Raw genomic sequence first — 16339 nt, 5'->3', positions numbered from 1 at the left:
TTCAATGAATCATCATGCCGGGTGAACTGTGCGCCTTGGCAATCCAGGCTTCGAATGCCGCCGCGCTGAGCGGCCGACTGATCAAATACCCTTGCGCCGTGTCACAGTGCCAGCGCTCCAACAGCTTCAGACTGTGGGCGTACTCGACGCCCTCGGCCACCACCTTCAGTCCCAGGTTGTGGCTCATTTCGATGGTCGAGCGCACGATCACCGCGTCTTCGCTGGTTTCATCGAGATTGCGCACGAACGACTGGTCGATCTTCAACTCCTGCACCGGCAAGCGCTTAAGGTGTGCCAGTGAAGAGTAGCCGGTGCCGAAGTCATCCACCGAAAGGCTGATACCGCATTCGCGCAGACGATTGAGCACCAGCAACGCTCGCTCAGGTTCGCGCATCACCGCGCTTTCGGTGATCTCGAAGATCAGCTGTTCGGCGGGCACCCGATACAGCTTGAGCAGATCCGATACGCGGTCCGCGAGATCGCCACTGAGCAAGTCGTCGGCAGAAATGTTCACCGACAACTGCACCTGCAAACCTCGGCGGCCCCATTCTGCCAATTGGCGCAAGGCTTCTTCGATCACCCAATGGGTGAGCAGCTGAATGCTCCCGGTGCGTTCGGCGAGCACGATGAACTCCGCTGGAGAAACGTTCCCGAACTGCGGATGCTGCCAGCGCAACAGCGCCTCGGCCTGGCGCGCGCGATGATTGCGGATGTCCAGTTTGGGCTGGTAATGCAGCATCAGCTCGCCATTGCGCGCAGCGTGCCGCAAGTCGCGAATCAGGCTGATCTGACGCTGGTGCGCCAAGTCGCGGCCATCTTCGTAAACCTGCAAGCGGCCGGGCAGTTGAGTGGCGTCTTGCCGCGCAATCGAGGCTCGGCTGACCAGCTCTGAGGGCGAGTTGCCGTTGGCGGGATACGCCGCAATGCCGATGCAGGCGTCCATGGAAATGTCGTGATCGTTGATGCGCTGAGGCCTGAGCAGCAGGCGTTGCAGACGGTCGGCAACGGCGACGGCACTGTCGATCTCGGCGTTGTGCACCAGCAAGAGAAATTCATTGCCCGACAGGCGCGCGACGGTGTCGCCCGGGCGCAATGGCAGTTGCAACTGCTCACCGATGACTCGCAGCAGGTGCTCCACGCCTTCCGGGCCGATGCTGTCGTTGATCGCGCGGAAATTCTCGATCCCCAGGTACAACAGCGCTACGGCGCGTTCGGCTGCGATAGCGCTGCCCAGGCGCTCCATCACCAGCGCCCGATTGGGCAGGCCGGTCAAGCCATCGTGCAGGGCGTTGTGCGCCAATTGCTGCTCGCGCTCAGCGATGCCGCTTTGCATCAAATTGATCGCCCCCGCCAACAGGCCCAGCTCATCGCTGCGCTCAAGGTTGACCGGCGTGCCGTAATCGCCCTCGCCGATACGCTCCGCCGCCAGTGCCAGTGCCCGCACCGGCTGCGAGACGCTTCGCGCCAGCAACAAGGCGCCGATCAACGACCCCGCCAACGCGGCGAGGGTGATCCAGAACAGCTTTTCATCCAGCGGCGCGAAGGCCAGCATGGCTTGATCGAGCGGGCTTTGCAGCAGCGCCACGACCTGATCGCCATTGCTGTCGCCGGTGTTGCCCAATTCAAGGCGCTTGCTGAGGAACGTCTGATTGGCGTGCTCGGTCATCAGCATCTCGTCTTGACCTTTGCTGAGCATCACGCCCCGCAAGCTGTCGTACAGCGGCTGTGGCTGGGTGCTGATGATCTGACCCGGCAACTGATGCACCACCGAGAGAAACGACACCTGCAGACCGCTGAGCGAACGCAACTCCTGAGCAAGGTCGTCGTCCATGCTGAAGCCCATGACCACCCGTGCGATGGGCAGCGGCGCCAATACCGTGCTTTCGACCAGCAAATGCGGTTTGCCCTGCAACGGCACGATCAGCATCGACTGATTGTGGGCTTTCAGGTCGCGCAGCGCCTGGGTATAAGGAAACGCCGTCCCTTCCGGGATCTGCGCCACGGTGCTCGAGAGGACCGTGCCGTCCATGCCCAGCAGGAACATGTCATTGGCGTTGATTCGCGCCCCATGGTTTTGCAGGACCGAGCGAATCGTCGCCGAGTCCGCCGAGGCCACCGCATCGCGGAAACCGAAGTCGCTGGAGAGCAACTGCACCGCGTCGCGCAAGCGTTTGCCGCGCATCTCCAGCAGGCCCTCGAACACCCGCGTCCCCACGTCGAGTTGTGCCTGCGCCTGTTTGCGCACAGCGTCTTGCGTCGCCGCCTTGACGGCCACGGCCAGCGCGCCGATCACGATCAGCAACAGCAGGATCAGCACGCCTGCGATGCGCGCCTGGAAACTAATGCGTCGTTTCATTCGTGGGCGGCTTTGTGAAAGGCATCGCCGAACGCACTGGGCGCTGGCACTGCGGGCGTGTCATCACCCTTGGGCTGCACAGCAATACTGAAGCGCGTGTGCAGGCCCGCGGCCGGAATGTTGATTTCGCCGCCTGACACAGGCTGCATGTCGGGCGCCTGAGGGTGCCACAGGGTCGCCACGTAATGGCCCGCGGGCATCTGATCGAGGGTCAGCGAGCCTTGGTCATTGCTCACGCCGAACCAGGGATCGTCCGTCACGTACACATAGCCCAACATCCAGTCGTGAATGTTGCAGCCGAGGACGACGACACCCGGTTTGTCAAACAACACAGGCTCGGAAGGCGTGCCGCCGTACAGACGCAATTCGAAACGTTTGGCCGGCGAAAAGGAATAGACCTGATGGCGGATGTTGTCGCTGTTGGGGAATTTGATCTGGGTGCCGGTGCGCACGGCCAGCACGTGAGGGGCAAATATTTGGTTACGCTGATCCATGTCAGCCTTGGGCGAAGGATCAGCTTTGCCAGCAGGCCCCTGGAGCGTCAACACTGCATCCTTCAACGGCTTGCCTTGCCCATCGACAAACTCGGCGATGAGGGTGGCGGCATTGGCGGCAGCGCCCAACAGCACGCAGGCAATGACCAGAAAGCAAGAGGCAACAAAATTCATACGCAGGTCCAGAGCGGCTTGGTCGGTGAAAAAAAGCGCCGGCCCTGGCAATGAATTGCAACGTCCCCACGAGATTCACCGGCGAATGTCGGATGATCACGCGTTAAAAGCAGGCACAACGCCATCATATACGGCTCGACACGGAAAGGCACAGCACCCACAGATTTTTCGTTCGAAGCCCATATTCATTGCTATCGACCGCCGCTATTGAAACCTGAGCCCGACTGCCCCATCTAAGCCTCATCTCCATTCATGCAGGTGCCCCATGAGCGACCAGCAAACAGACAATACCCATTCGTCCGATGACGACCACGAACACGAAGTCATCGGCTCAGATCGCAAAAGTCTTGCCCTCCCTGGCCAGAACCTCCCGGATCAGGTCTACATCATCCCGATTCACAACCGCCCATTCTTCCCGGCTCAAGTGTTGCCGGTCATCGTCAACGAAGAACCTTGGGCTGAAACCCTGGAGCTGGTGAGCAAATCCGATCACCACTCTCTGGCGCTGTTTTTCATGGACACGCCGCCCGAAGACCCGCGGCATTTCGACACCAAGGCCCTGCCCGAGTACGGCACGCTGGTGAAGGTCCATCACGCCAGCCGCGAAAACGGCAAGCTGCAATTCGTTGCCCAAGGCCTGAGCCGCGTGCGCATCAAGACTTGGCTCAAGCATCACCGCCCGCCGTTTCTGGTGGAAGTCGAGTACCCGCATCAACCCAATGAGCCGACCGACGAGGTCAAGGCTTACGGGATGGCGCTGATCAACGCGATCAAGGAACTGCTGCCGCTCAATCCGCTGTACAGCGAAGAGCTGAAGAACTACCTCAACCGCTTCAGCCCCAATGATCCTTCGCCGCTCACGGACTTTGCCGCCGCCCTGACCTCCGCCACCGGCGTCGAGTTGCAGGAAGTGCTGGACTGCGTGCCTGTGCTCAAACGCATGGAAAAAGTCCTGCCGATGCTGCGCAAGGAAGTCGAAGTGGCGCGCTTGCAGAAAGAAATCTCTGCCGAAGTGAACCGCAAGATTGGCGAGCATCAGCGCGAGTTCTTCCTGAAAGAACAGCTCAAGGTCATCCAGCAAGAACTGGGGCTGACCAAAGACGACCGCAGCGCCGACATCGAACAGTTCGAGCAACGCCTGGAAGGCAAGACGCTGCCGCCTCAGGCGCGTAAACGCATCGACGAAGAACTCAACAAACTCTCGGTGCTGGAAACCGGCTCACCGGAGTACGCTGTCACCCGCAATTACCTCGACTGGGCCAGTTCGGTGCCGTGGGGTTTGTACGGCGAAGACAAGCTGGACCTGAAACACGCGCGCAAGGTGCTCGATCAGCACCATGCCGGGCTCGACGACATCAAGAGCCGCATCCTCGAATTCCTCGCGGTCGGCGCCTACAAAGGCGAAATCGCAGGCTCCATCGTGTTGCTGGTCGGCCCGCCGGGCGTCGGTAAAACCAGCGTCGGCAAGTCGATTGCCGAATCCTTGGGCCGTCCGTTCTACCGATTCAGCGTTGGCGGCATGCGCGACGAGGCTGAAATCAAGGGCCACCGCCGCACCTACATCGGCGCTCAACCGGGCAAGCTGGTGCAGGCCTTGAAGGATATGGAGGTGATGAACCCGGTCATCATGCTCGATGAAATCGACAAGATGGGCCAAAGCTATCAGGGCGATCCGGCCTCGGCGCTGCTGGAAACCCTAGACCCGGAACAGAATGTCGAATTCCTAGACCACTACCTCGACCTGCGTCTGGACCTGTCGAAAGTGCTGTTCGTCTGCACCGCGAACACCTTGGATTCGATCCCCGGCCCGCTGCTGGACCGCATGGAAGTGATTCGTCTGTCCGGCTACATCACCGAAGAAAAACTTGCGATTGCCAAACGCCACCTGTGGCCCAAACAGTTGGAGAAAGCCGGGGTATCGAAAAACAGCCTGAGCATCAGCGACAGCGCCCTGCGCGCCGTGATCGATGGCTACGCCCGCGAAGCCGGTGTGCGGCAGCTGGAAAAACAGCTCGGCAAGCTGGTGCGCAAGGCCGTGGTCAAGCTGCTGGACAACCCGAACACCGTCGTCAAGATCGGCCCGAAAGACCTCGAAGCCTCCCTCGGCATGGCAGTCTTCCGCAACGAGCAAGTGCTGTCAGGCACCGGTGTGATTACTGGCCTGGCCTGGACCAGCATGGGCGGCGCGACCCTGCCCATCGAAGCGACCCGCATCCACACCCATAACCGCGGCTTCAAGCTCACCGGGCAATTGGGCGACGTGATGAAAGAGTCCGCGGAAATTGCCTACAGCTATGTCAGCTCCAATCTGGCCAAGTTTGGCGGCGACAAGGGCTTCTTCGACGAGGCGTTCGTGCACCTGCACGTGCCAGAAGGCGCCACGCCAAAAGATGGCCCGAGCGCCGGCGTCACCATGGCCAGCGCCCTGCTCTCCCTGGCACGCAATCAGGCGCCAAAGAAAGGCGTGGCCATGACTGGCGAACTGACCCTCACCGGCCACGTCCTGCCCATCGGCGGGGTGCGCGAAAAAGTCATCGCAGCGCGTCGGCAAAAAATCTTCGAACTCATCCTCCCGGAAGCCAACCGCGGCAACTTCGAAGAACTGCCGGACTACCTGAAAGAAGGCATCACCGTACACTTCGCCAAACGCTTTTCGGACGTGGCGAAGGTGTTGTTCTAAGCAAAGATGCCTCCGCTCCCACAGCCTTAAACGCAGGACCTGTAGGATTGAGCTTGCTCGCGAAAGGCCAGACCTGTAGGAGTGAGCTTGCTCGCGATAGCGATTGGTCAGTCTCCTCGACAGCCACTGACACGCCCCTTCGCGAGCAAGCTCACTCCTACAAGGTTTCAATGTCGTCCTCATCAGTTATGCTCGGCCCCATGTCGCCCACGACCGGAGCTCTCATGACCCCTGCCCGCTTGCTCGTCCCGTTCAGCCTCGCTCTGCTGGCCGCTTGCGCCCAGTCACCGAAACAGGTCGTCTCCCTCGACGACCAGAAAGACTGCCCGATCACGCTCAAAACCGGCCAGACCCTGCTGCTCATGCTCCCGAGCAACCCCACCACCGGCCATCGCTGGCTGATGCAGAATCCTGCTCCCGACATCCTCAACGCCCTCGGCCCTGAAGTGTTCAACACCCCGGAAGACGTCGGCGTGGTCGGGACCTCCGGGCAGTCGGTCTGGCGTTACAAAGCCGCCAATGCCGGAACAGGGCATTTGATGATGGTCTACCAACAGCCATGGGCACCGGAAGTGCGGCCTGAGCGCACCTTCGATTGCGCGATCACGGTGAAGTGAAAACCCCGGCCCGCACGATGAGTTGAGGTTTCGGCGGGGTCAGACAATCGCTAAAATGCCCGACTTTTCGCCATACCCATCGGAACCGCCGTGAGCCAAGAACCCGACCGCCTGTTCGCCCAGCCCCTGCCACAGGTGCCCGACTTCGCCTTCAATGAGGACGTGGTGCGGGTGTTCCCCGACATGATCAAGCGCTCGGTGCCGGGCTATCCGACCATCGTCGAGAACCTTGGCGTGCTCGCCGCGCAGTTCGCGCAACCCCACAGCGTGCTCTATGACCTGGGCAGTTCGCTGGGCGCCGTCACTCAAGCGCTGCGCCGCCATGTCCGCACCGACGATTGCCGGGTGATCGCCATCGACAACTCCACGGCGATGGTCGAGCGCTGCCGCGAATACCTCAACGCGCAAGACTCGATGTTTCAGGAGTTGCTGCCGGTCGAAGTGATCGAGGGCGACATTCTGGCGCTCGACTTCCAGCCTGCTTCAGTCGTCGCGCTGAACTTCACCTTGCAGTTCATCGCCCCTGAGCAGCGTCTGGAATTACTCGCTCGCATTCGTCAGGCCTTGTTGCCGGGCGGTGCGCTGATCCTCTCGGAAAAGCTGCGTTTCGACGACCCCGAAGAACAGGCGCTGCTCACTGACCTGCACGTGGCGTTCAAGCGCGCCAACGGCTACAGCGAACTGGAAATCGCCCAAAAACGCTCAGCGATTGAAAACGTGATGAAACCCGACAGCCTTGAACAACACCGCGAACGCCTGCTCGCTGCAGGATTCTCCAAAGTCGTGCCTTGGTTCCAGTGCCTTAATTTCGCCTCATTGATTGCCCTGCCATGATCGATCTCACCCCCCTCGTCCGCCGTCTGGCGGGCACGCCTTTGTACCCTTGGGCTCAAAGCCTGCAAGCGCAGCTCGACGCGAAGATGGAAAAAGGCCACGGCGATCTGGAGCGGTGGCAAGGCGCCCTTAACGCGCTGCCTGACCTGACGCCGAGCCGAGTCGAACTCAAGGACGACTTCATTCTCGACGCCGATTGTGACGACGCCACCCGCGAACAAACGCGTGCAGCATTGATGGGCCTGTCGCCCTGGCGGAAAGGACCGTTCGACGTGTTTGGTGTTCACATTGACACCGAATGGCGCTCGGACTGGAAGTGGTCGCGGGTGTCGCCGCATCTGGACCTGGTGGGCAAGCGCGTGCTGGACGTGGGCTGCGGCAACGGCTATTACCAATGGCGCATGCTCGGCGCGGGCGCCGACAGCGTCATCGGTGTCGACCCGAACTGGCTGTTCTTCTGCCAGTTTCAGGCGATGCAGCGCTATTTGCCTGACCTGCCTGCCTGGCATCTGCCGTTCGCCCTGGAAGACCTGCCTGCGCGGCTGGAAGGCTTCGACACGGTGTTTTCCATGGGCGTGCTGTATCACCGCAAATCGCCCATCGACCATTTGCTGGCGTTGAAAGATTGCCTGGTGAAGGGTGGCGAGCTGGTGCTGGAGACCATGGTCGTCGAAGGCGACGTGCATCAGGTGCTGGTGCCGGAAGACCGTTACTCGCAGATGCGTAACGTGTGGTTCCTGCCGTCAGTGCCGGCGCTGGAACTGTGGCTGCGCCGAGCCGGGTTCGTCGACGTGCGCTGTGTGGACGTCAGCACCACCACGGTCGAAGAACAACGCAGCACCGAATGGATGAAATACCAGTCCCTCAGCGACTTCCTCGATCCGACTGATCCGAGCAAAACCGTGGAAGGGTTGCCTGCGCCACGCCGGGCAGTGATCGTGGGGCGCAAGGCCTAAGGGCCGCTCCGTCGAACACCGCAAACCCCGTGGGAGCCGGCTTGCTGGCGAAGACGGCGTGTCAGTCCAAGCATCTGTAACTGACCCACCGCTTTTGCCAGCAAGCCGGCTCCTAGAGGTCCTAGGTGCGCCAGCGCAATCGGCTAGCGAATCAGGCCTTGGCCGCAGCCGCCAGGATCAACGCCTTCATTTCCGACACTGCCGACTTGAACCCCACGAACAGCGCATGGGCCACCAACGCGTGCCCGATGTTCAACTCGTTTATGCCCTTGATCGCGGCCACCGCTTCGACGTTGTGGTAATGCAGGCCATGGCCCGCATTGACGATCAGGCCTTGCTGGATGCCAAAGGCCACGCCATCGGCGATGCGCTGAAGCTCTTCAGCCACTTCGCTTGGCGTTTCTGCATCGGCGTAACGCCCGGTGTGCAACTCGATGGCGGGCGCACCGATACGCGCTGACGCCTCGATCTGACGCTCATCGGCATCGATGAACAGCGACACCTCGCTGCCGATGGCCGACAGACGCTCCACCGCCGCCCTGATCCGCGCTTCCTGACCGGCGACATCAAGACCGCCTTCAGTGGTCAACTCCTGGCGGGTCTCCGGCACCAGACAAATGTGCGCGGGACGAATGCGCTCGGCGAACGCCATCATCTCTTCGGTGACGCCCATCTCGAAATTCATGCGGGTCTGCAGCACGTCCTTGAGCAGCAGCACATCGCGCTCCTGAATGTGCCGGCGGTCTTCACGCAGGTGAACGGTGATGCCGTCGGCCCCGGCTTCCTCAGCGTCCAGCGCGGCTTTCACCGGGTCGGGATAACGGGTGCCACGTGCCTGGCGCAACGTCGCCACGTGGTCGATGTTCACGCCGAGCAGAATGCGGGTGCTGTGGGTCACTGTGGTCTCCTGAAACGTGATCTGAACAGGCCATCGGCCTGTCGCTGATTTAAAAAATCGTGTCGCTAGGGCTTGCGAAACAGCTCTCGACTCACCAAGGGACGCCCACCCAGATGCACGGCGAGCGCCTGACGCATCAGCCGCTTGGCCGCTGACAACGCACCCGGCGCGCTCCAGTCCGCCTCGGACATGGCCAGCAGCTCTGCCCCCTGAAACAGACCCGGCTGAAACAGATACACCCGCTCAAGGCCGGCGTCGACTTGCAGGCGGTACATGCCGTCTGTGGCAAGTGGATCGCCGTTAACGTCCGCGTCGAGGGCAAAACCGTAACCCAAGTCGTCCAGCAGGCGCCACTCGAAAGATCGCAACAAAGGTTCCAGCGCTCGACCTTCAGCCAGCGCGGCCAGCGTCGCGGCGTAGTGTTCGAACACGCCCGGATGTGGATCCTCGGCAGGCAACAGGCGAATCAACAGTTCATTGAGGTAAAGGCCGCTGAACAGCGCATCGCCTTCCAGCCAGGCCGCGATACCGGCGCCTTCCATGCGTCCCACGTTCTTCAGCTCGCCGCGCCCACGAAATTCGACTTCCAGCGGCACGAACGGCCGCGCCAGCGAACCCGCTTTGCCTTTGGCGCTACGCAACACGGCACGTAGACGACCCTGAGGCGTAACGAAGTCCACCAACGCGCTGTTTTCACGGTAGGGCCGGCTGTGGAGCACATAGGCGAGTTGGCTGGCGGGAGCGTTTGGGGACATGCACTTCTCGATGAGCGAACATGAATTCATGGTCAACTGAAACCACTGTGGGAGCGAGCTTGCTCGCGAACGCGGTGCGCCAGTCAACATCGATGTTGAACGTTACACCCTCTTCGCGAGCAAGCTCGCTCCCACAAGTGAAGCAATAAATGCTTAGAGGTCGCCGTAACCCAACGAGCGCAACGCGCGTTCGTCATCGGACCAGCCGCCTTTGACCTTGACCCACAGGTTGAGCATCACCTTGGAGTCGAACAACACTTCCATGTCGCGGCGGGCATCGGAGCCAATGCGCTTGATGCGTTCGCCCTTGTCGCCAATGATGATTTTCTTCTGGCCATCACGCTCGACTAGAATCAGGGCGTGAATGTGCAGGGTCTTGCCCTGTTGTTTGAACTCTTCAATCTCGACCGTGATCTGGTACGGCAGCTCGGCACCCAACTGACGCATGATCTTCTCACGCACCAGCTCGGCAGCAAGGAAACGGCTGCTGCGGTCCGTGATCTGGTCTTCCGGGAAGAAATGATCATTTTCCGGCAGGTGTTCGGCGATCACCTTTTCCAGCGCTTCGAGGTTATGCCCTTGCTGCGCGGAAATCGGGATGATCTGTGCATTGGGCAGCTGTTCCTGCAGCCAGGACAGGTGCGGCATCAGCTCGGCCTTGTCCTCGATACGGTCAGTCTTGTTCAACGCGACGATCAGCGGCCCGGTTACGTACTGCACACGCTCCAGCACCATCTGGTCCTCTTCGGTCCATTTGGTGCGGTCCACCACGAAGATCACCACATCGACGTCTTTCAACGCGGCCGACGCGGTTTTGTTCATGTAGCGGTTCAGCGCTTTGTCGCTGTTCTTGTGCATGCCAGGGGTGTCGACGTAAATCGCCTGCACGGCGCCTTCGGTCTTGATACCCAGCATGTTGTGGCGTGTGGTCTGCGGCTTGCGCGAGGTGATCGCCAGTTTCTGGCCGAGGATGTGGTTGAGCAGCGTCGACTTGCCCACGTTTGGCCGGCCAACGATGGCGACATAGCCACAGCGTGTTGCAGTTGAATCAGTCATTGCCGTTCTCCACACCCAGGGCGATAAGGGCTGCGGCCGCGGCTACCTGTTCGGCAATGCGACGGCTGACCCCTTGTCCCCGGCTTTTTTCGTTCAGTAAGGTGATCTCGCATTCGACGAAAAACGTTCGGCAATGCGGCTCGCCCTGAATGTCCACCACTTCGTAGCGCGGCAACTCACAGGCACGCGACTGAAGGAATTCCTGCAGCCGGGTTTTCGGGTCTTTGTTGGTGTCCACCAGCGTCAGGCTGTCGAACTCGCTGGCCAGCCAGGACAGCACGCGTTCGCGCGCCATGTCCATGCCCGAATCCAGATAGATCGCGCCAATCAGCGCTTCAAGGGCATCGGCCAGAATCGACTCGCGACGGAAGCCACCGCTTTTCAATTCACCGGAACCCAGTCGCAGGTATTCACCCAGATCGAAACCGCGCGCCAGCAAGGCGAGGGTTTCGCCCTTCACCAGACGTGCGCGTAAACGGGATAGCTGGCCTTCGCGGGCCTGAGGAAAGCGTTCGAACAGCGCCTCGCCGGCCACGAAGTTGAGAATGGCATCACCGAGAAATTCCAGACGCTCGTTATTACGACCGGCAAAACTGCGGTGGGTCAACGCCAGAACCATCAATTCCTGGTCCTTGAAGGTATAGCCGAGCTGACGCTCCAGGCGACTCAATGACACGCTCACGGTTTACCCACACTGAATTCGTGGTCGAACTTGACCACCAGATCGATGTTCTGGATCAGTGGCTCACGTTGTTCGTATTTCAAATGGGCGAGGAACCTGTTGTTCTCCGTCGTCACGCTTAACGCCTTGTTCAAATCCACATCCCGAATGTTATTGACCTGCATGCCTTTGGCCACATAGTCATAGAACTCATTGCTGTTGCTGACATCCGCAGTCTTGTCGGTTCCCGCGGCCTCGATGATTTTCTTCAGCGACATGTAATCGAGGTAATGCGGCACGACCTTGGCTGCGGTGCTCGCGGCAAATGCAACGAGGGCTAGCAGGACCAGCCACCCAATGAACGACAAGCCTTTTTGCGAACCGGCGGAAGTCATGTTTGCCCTCAAGAATAGTCCGTCACTGCTGTCTGCAAGCTGAGCTTTGCAGCATAGCCTGCCGAAATGACATACGGCGCTGTGTCAGACAGCGCCGCATCGGTGTCACTTGATCAAGCCGACCCGCGAGAAGTTCGGGAAGTGGCTCAGTTTAGGCTCCGGCCAGCTCATCCAGACAGCGAATGCCTTACCGACGATATTCTTGTCGGGAACCATACCCAGCTCATCCTTGGGAATATTGGGGTCATCCCAGTAGCGGCTGTCGTTGGAGTTGTCGCGGTTGTCGCCCATCATGAAGTAGTGACCTGCGGGCACTGTCCACTCATGGTCGGGCGGCGCACGGTAGCGGCTCATTTCCTGACGGATCTGGTGCTCGACCTCGCCCAGCTTCTCGTTGTAAAGCTCGGCGCTGCCCAAGGTGCCTGGCTCCGAACCGACAAGCTGCTTGGCCACCAACTGCCCGTTGATGAACAATTGCTTGTCGTTGGTGTAGCGAATCACATCGCCTGGCAGGCCGATGACGCGCTTGATGTAGTTCACGTTGGGGTCGCTCGGATAACGGAACACCATCACGTCGCCGCGCTGCGGGTCGCTGACAGGAATCACCTTGAGGTCGATCACCGGCAGGCGGATGCCGTAGGAGAACTTGTTGACCAGAATGAAATCGCCCACGTCCAGCGTCGGTTTCATCGAGCCCGAGGGAATCTGGAAGGGCTCGACCAGAAACGATCGCAGCACCAGCACGATGAACAGCACTGGAAAGAACGACTTGCCGTACTCGACGAGCAATGGCTCCTTGTTCAACTGCTCGACGACAGCGACATCCGGCTGGCTGACGCTGCCCTGATAATTCGCTATCGCCGTCCGCCGACGCGGCGCCAGTATGATCAGATCGAACAAGGCCAGCAGACCGCAAACGAATACGGCAATGACCAACAACAGCGGGAAATTTAGTGACATAGGGCCTGACTATTCCAACCTGAGCACTGCAAGGAAGGCTTCCTGTGGAATCTCCACGTTACCGACCTGCTTCATGCGTTTTTTACCGGCCTTCTGCTTTTCAAGCAGTTTTTTCTTACGGCTCACGTCACCACCGTAACACTTGGCCAGTACGTTCTTTCTGAGCGCCTTGACGGTTGTACGCGCGATAATCTGGCCACCGATGGCAGCCTGAATTGCCACGTCGAACATCTGACGAGGAATCAGTTCTTTCATCTTTTCAGTCAACGCCCGACCTTTATAGGCAGCATTGTCCCGGTGCACGATCAGCGCCAAAGCGTCGACCTTGTCACCGTTGATCAGTACATCCAGCTTCACCAGGCTCGCCGATTGATAGCGGTCGAAATGATAGTCCAGCGATGCATAACCGCGACTGGTGGACTTCAGACGGTCGAAGAAGTCCAACACCACTTCGTTCATCGGCAAATCGTAGGTCACTTGCACCTGCGTACCGAGGAACAGCATGTCGTGCTGAACGCCACGTTTCTCGATGCACAGTGTGATGACGTTGCCCAGGTGCTCTTGAGGCACAAGGATGTTCGCCCGCACGATCGGCTCGCGCATGTCTTCGATGCTGGAGAGGTCTGGCAGCTTCGACGGGTTGTCGACGTAAATGGTTTCACCGGTCTTGAGCAGCAGTTCGAAGATTACGGTGGGCGCCGTGGTGATCAGGTCCAGGTCGTACTCGCGCTCCAGGCGCTCCTGGATAATCTCCATGTGCAACATGCCAAGGAAGCCGCAACGGAAGCCGAAACCCAGTGCGTCGGAGCTTTCAGGAGTGTACTGCAGCGACGAGTCGTTCAGCGTCAGCTTCTGCAGGGCTTCACGGAAATCTTCGAAATCGTCGGAGCTGACCGGGAACAGACCCGCATAAACCTGCGGCTGAATCCGCTTGAAGCCTGGCAGGACTTCAACGTCCGGCGTCGAGCTCAGGGTCAGGGTGTCACCTACCGGCGCACCGTGAATGTCTTTGATGCCGGCAATGATGAAGCCTACTTCACCGGCTTTCAGGTCGGCAGTGGCGGTGTGTTTCGGGTTGAAAACGCCCACGCTGTCGACCAGATGGACCTTGCCGGTGGATTTGACGAGGATCTTGTCGCCCTTCTTGACGCGACCGTGACGGACACGCACCAGGGAGACGACGCCCAGATAGTTGTCGAACCAAGAGTCAATGATCAGCGCTTGCAGCGGGTCTTCGATGTTGCCAGTCGGCGCCGGAATCGTCTTCACCAGACGCTCCAGCACTTCATCGACGCCCATGCCGCTCTTGGCGCTACAGGCCACGGCGTCGGTGGCATCGATGCCGATGATCTTCTCGATTTCGTCCTTGACGCGGTCCGGGTCGGCCTGCGGCAAGTCCATCTTGTTCAGGACCGGCATGACTTCCAGGCCCTGCTCAATGGCGGTGTAGCAGTTGGCGACGGACTGCGCCTCCACACCCTGTCCAGCATCGACCACCAGCAGCGCACCCTCACAGGCGGCCAGCGAGCGGCTGACTTCGTAGGTGAAATCGACGTGGCCGGGGGTGTCGATGAAGTTCAGTTGGTAGGTGATGCCGTCCTGCGCCTTGTAATAAAGGGTGACGCTGTGGGCCTTGATCGTGATGCCGCGCTCACGCTCCAGATCCATGGAATCGAGCACTTGGGCTTCCATCTCACGTTCGGTGAGGCCACCGCACATTTGAATGAAACGATCAGCCAGCGTCGACTTGCCATGGTCAATGTGGGCGATGATGGAGAAATTGCGGATATGACTCAAATCACTCACGGATCAACACTCGAAAAAGGTTGCAGGCAGACTGCCCGCCGAAAAATAGCCGGGAATTGTACCTGAAGGAAGGTTGAGGCGTCACGTTCGCACGTGAGGACAGACAGCCTGCCGTCAGCCAGATACAAAAAAGGAGCGGCCAGGCCGCTCCTCTTCTCCGTCTGGCCGATTATTCCGCCAGTTTGAATGTGATGAATGTCGCGCGACCCTGGCGCAACACCCGCATCGACACCGAACGATTCTTCGGCAACCCTTTGGCAACTTCCGTGAATTGCTTGGCCGACGTGATCGCCTGATTGTTCAGATGGGTGATGACGTCACCTGGCTGCAGACCAATCAGCGAAGCGGGGCCATCCTGAACGTCCTTGATGACGACGCCGCCCTTGAGGTCCATCGACTTCATCTGCTCAGCCGTCAAGTCGGTGACCGAAACGCCCATGCGATTGCTGCTGCGCTCGACGCCTTCGTTCGAGGCGCCCATTTCTTCCCCTTCCGCGGGAAGCGCGCCGACTGTCACGGCCAGTTTCTGACGCTTGCCGTCCCGAATGACTTCCAGCTCGGCCTTGCTGCCGTCCTTCAGATTGCCAATCAGATGCGGCAAATCAGCGGACATGATGATCGGCGTGCCGTTGGCGCTGAGGATCACGTCACCCACCTGCAAACCGGCCTTGGCCGCCGGGCCGTCGTCCAGTACCTGCGCCACCAGAGCGCCGGCAGGCTTGTCCAGACCGAACGACTCGGCCAGGTCTTTGTTCACTTCCTGAATCACCACCCCCAGCCAACCACGGTTGACTTTGCCATTGGCCTTCAGTTGGTTCGCGACATCCATCGCCACGTCGATCGGAATGGCGAACGACAGGCCCATGAAACCGCCAGAACGGGTGAAAATCTGCGAGTTGATACCCACGACCTCGCCGGCCATGTTGAACAGCGGACCGCCCGAGTTGCCAGGGTTGATGGCCACGTCGGTTTGAATGAACGGCACGTAGGTGTCGTTCGGCAGGCTACGACCCTTTGCGCTGACAATGCCTTTGGTAACCGAGTGATCGAATCCGAACGGCGACCCGATGGCCAACACCCACTCGCCCACTTTCAACTTGTCCGAATTGCCCAGCTTGACCGTCGGCAAGTCTTTGCCGTCAATCTTCAGGACCGCCACGTCAGTGCGTGGGTCGGTGCCAATCAGCTTGGCTTTCATTTCGCTACGGTCGGAAAGGCGTACCAGAATCTCGTCAGCCCCGTCGATGACGTGGTTGTTGGTCAGGATGAAACCGTCAGCGGAAATGATGAAGCCCGAACCCAAGGATTGCGCCTCCCGTTGACGATCCCCCTTGCCTGGGCCGGATCCCGGTGGACGTGATCCGGGTGGCATGCTGCGCTCGAGAAACTCTCGCAGCATGGGCGGCAGGCCTTCGAGGTCAGGCATTTGCCCGCGCGCTACTGAGCGGTCCGGCAGTTTTTGACGCGTACTGATGTTGACGACGGCAGGCGACGCCTGCTCCACCAGTGACGTGAAGTCCGGCAGGGCTTCAGCCTGCGCAGTGAGGACCTGGCCGAGCATCAGCACGGCGGCCATCCAGGACAAATAAGTTTTCAAGCGTGGTATCGACATACGGCTCCCGTTCACAACGAGCATGGTTAAGCGGTACGAACCGAGCGGTTCGAGGAGCATCTGCAGTTGGCAGTGTTGCTCAGTG

Annotated in this window: 14 protein-coding genes; 4 read left to right on the top strand and 10 right to left on the bottom strand. The window is 59.9% G+C overall.

Translation table 11 applies throughout. The features are described from left to right. Window position 1: 1 nt before the first annotated feature. Window positions 2-2356 (bottom strand): bifunctional diguanylate cyclase/phosphodiesterase, encoded by a 2355-nt coding sequence (locus B3N48_RS04960; RefSeq protein WP_296180198.1) that lies wholly within the window; start codon window positions 2354-2356, stop codon window positions 2-4. Next, window positions 2353-3024, bottom strand: coding sequence for a methylamine utilization protein (locus B3N48_RS04955; RefSeq protein ID WP_296180196.1), 672 nt, complete (start codon window positions 3022-3024; stop codon window positions 2353-2355). The genes B3N48_RS04960 and B3N48_RS04955 overlap by 4 nt, the downstream gene beginning before the upstream one ends. 265 nt (window positions 3025-3289) lie before the next feature. Here B3N48_RS04955 and lon point away from each other — a divergent pair, with 265 nt between their 5' ends. From lon to cmoB, 4 genes are all read left to right on the top strand, one after another. Beyond that, window positions 3290-5704: an endopeptidase La gene (gene lon / locus B3N48_RS04950; protein ID WP_296180194.1), complete on the top strand. Its 2415-nt coding sequence runs from the start codon at window positions 3290-3292 to the stop codon at window positions 5702-5704. Between the two features lie 224 nt (window positions 5705-5928). After that, on the top strand, window positions 5929-6321 hold the full coding sequence (locus tag B3N48_RS04945) for a protease inhibitor I42 family protein (protein WP_296180192.1): 393 nt from the start codon (window positions 5929-5931) through the stop codon (window positions 6319-6321). Window positions 6322-6411: 90 nt separating this feature from the next. After that, a complete protein-coding gene (cmoA, locus tag B3N48_RS04940) occupies window positions 6412-7155 on the top strand; it encodes a carboxy-S-adenosyl-L-methionine synthase CmoA (protein WP_296180190.1) in 744 nt (247 codons plus the stop codon). Further along, window positions 7152-8111: a tRNA 5-methoxyuridine(34)/uridine 5-oxyacetic acid(34) synthase CmoB gene (cmoB, locus tag B3N48_RS04935; RefSeq protein ID WP_296180187.1), complete on the top strand. Its 960-nt coding sequence runs from the start codon at window positions 7152-7154 to the stop codon at window positions 8109-8111. The genes cmoA and cmoB overlap by 4 nt, the downstream gene beginning before the upstream one ends. Window positions 8112-8262: 151 nt before the next feature. On the opposite strand, the gene pdxJ is transcribed toward cmoB, so the two are convergent. The 8 genes from pdxJ to B3N48_RS04895 form a co-directional block, all read right to left on the bottom strand. After that, entirely contained in the window at window positions 8263-9009 is a 747-nt protein-coding gene (pdxJ, locus tag B3N48_RS04930) for a pyridoxine 5'-phosphate synthase (protein WP_296180186.1), read from the bottom strand. Window positions 9010-9074: 65 nt separating this feature from the next. Next, window positions 9075-9764, bottom strand: a complete 690-nt coding sequence (gene recO / locus B3N48_RS04925) for a DNA repair protein RecO (protein WP_296180184.1) — start codon at window positions 9762-9764, stop codon at window positions 9075-9077. 153 nt (window positions 9765-9917) lie between these two features. Next, window positions 9918-10820 carry a GTPase Era gene (gene era, locus B3N48_RS04920; RefSeq protein ID WP_296180181.1) on the bottom strand — a complete coding sequence of 301 codons (903 nt, stop codon included), beginning with the start codon at window positions 10818-10820 and terminating at the stop codon, window positions 9918-9920. Next, the gene (gene rnc / locus B3N48_RS04915) at window positions 10813-11502 is read right to left on the bottom strand and encodes a ribonuclease III (RefSeq protein WP_166596215.1); all 690 of its coding nucleotides are present in this window, start codon (window positions 11500-11502) and stop codon (window positions 10813-10815) included. Before rnc ends, era begins: the two co-directional genes overlap by 8 nt. Beyond that, window positions 11499-11876 (bottom strand): DUF4845 domain-containing protein, encoded by a 378-nt coding sequence (locus tag B3N48_RS04910; RefSeq protein WP_296180176.1) that lies wholly within the window; start codon window positions 11874-11876, stop codon window positions 11499-11501. Before B3N48_RS04910 ends, rnc begins: the two co-directional genes overlap by 4 nt. 105 nt (window positions 11877-11981) lie before the next feature. Beyond that, window positions 11982-12836 carry a signal peptidase I gene (gene lepB / locus B3N48_RS04905; RefSeq protein ID WP_296180172.1) on the bottom strand — a complete coding sequence of 285 codons (855 nt, stop codon included), beginning with the start codon at window positions 12834-12836 and terminating at the stop codon, window positions 11982-11984. A 9-nt stretch (window positions 12837-12845) separates the two neighbouring features. Next, window positions 12846-14642, bottom strand: coding sequence for a translation elongation factor 4 (gene lepA, locus B3N48_RS04900; protein ID WP_296180170.1), 1797 nt, complete (start codon window positions 14640-14642; stop codon window positions 12846-12848). Between the two features lie 169 nt (window positions 14643-14811). After that, window positions 14812-16254 (bottom strand): DegQ family serine endoprotease, encoded by a 1443-nt coding sequence (locus B3N48_RS04895; RefSeq protein WP_414704196.1) that lies wholly within the window; start codon window positions 16252-16254, stop codon window positions 14812-14814. Window positions 16255-16339 lie beyond the last annotated feature (85 nt).

Source organism: Pseudomonas sp. UBA1879 (genome assembly GCF_002338065.1).
Taxonomy (GTDB): Bacteria; Pseudomonadota; Gammaproteobacteria; order Pseudomonadales; family Pseudomonadaceae; genus Aquipseudomonas.
The sequence above is the reverse complement of the archived record's forward strand: the minus strand, read 5'-3'. Positions and strand labels throughout refer to the sequence as shown.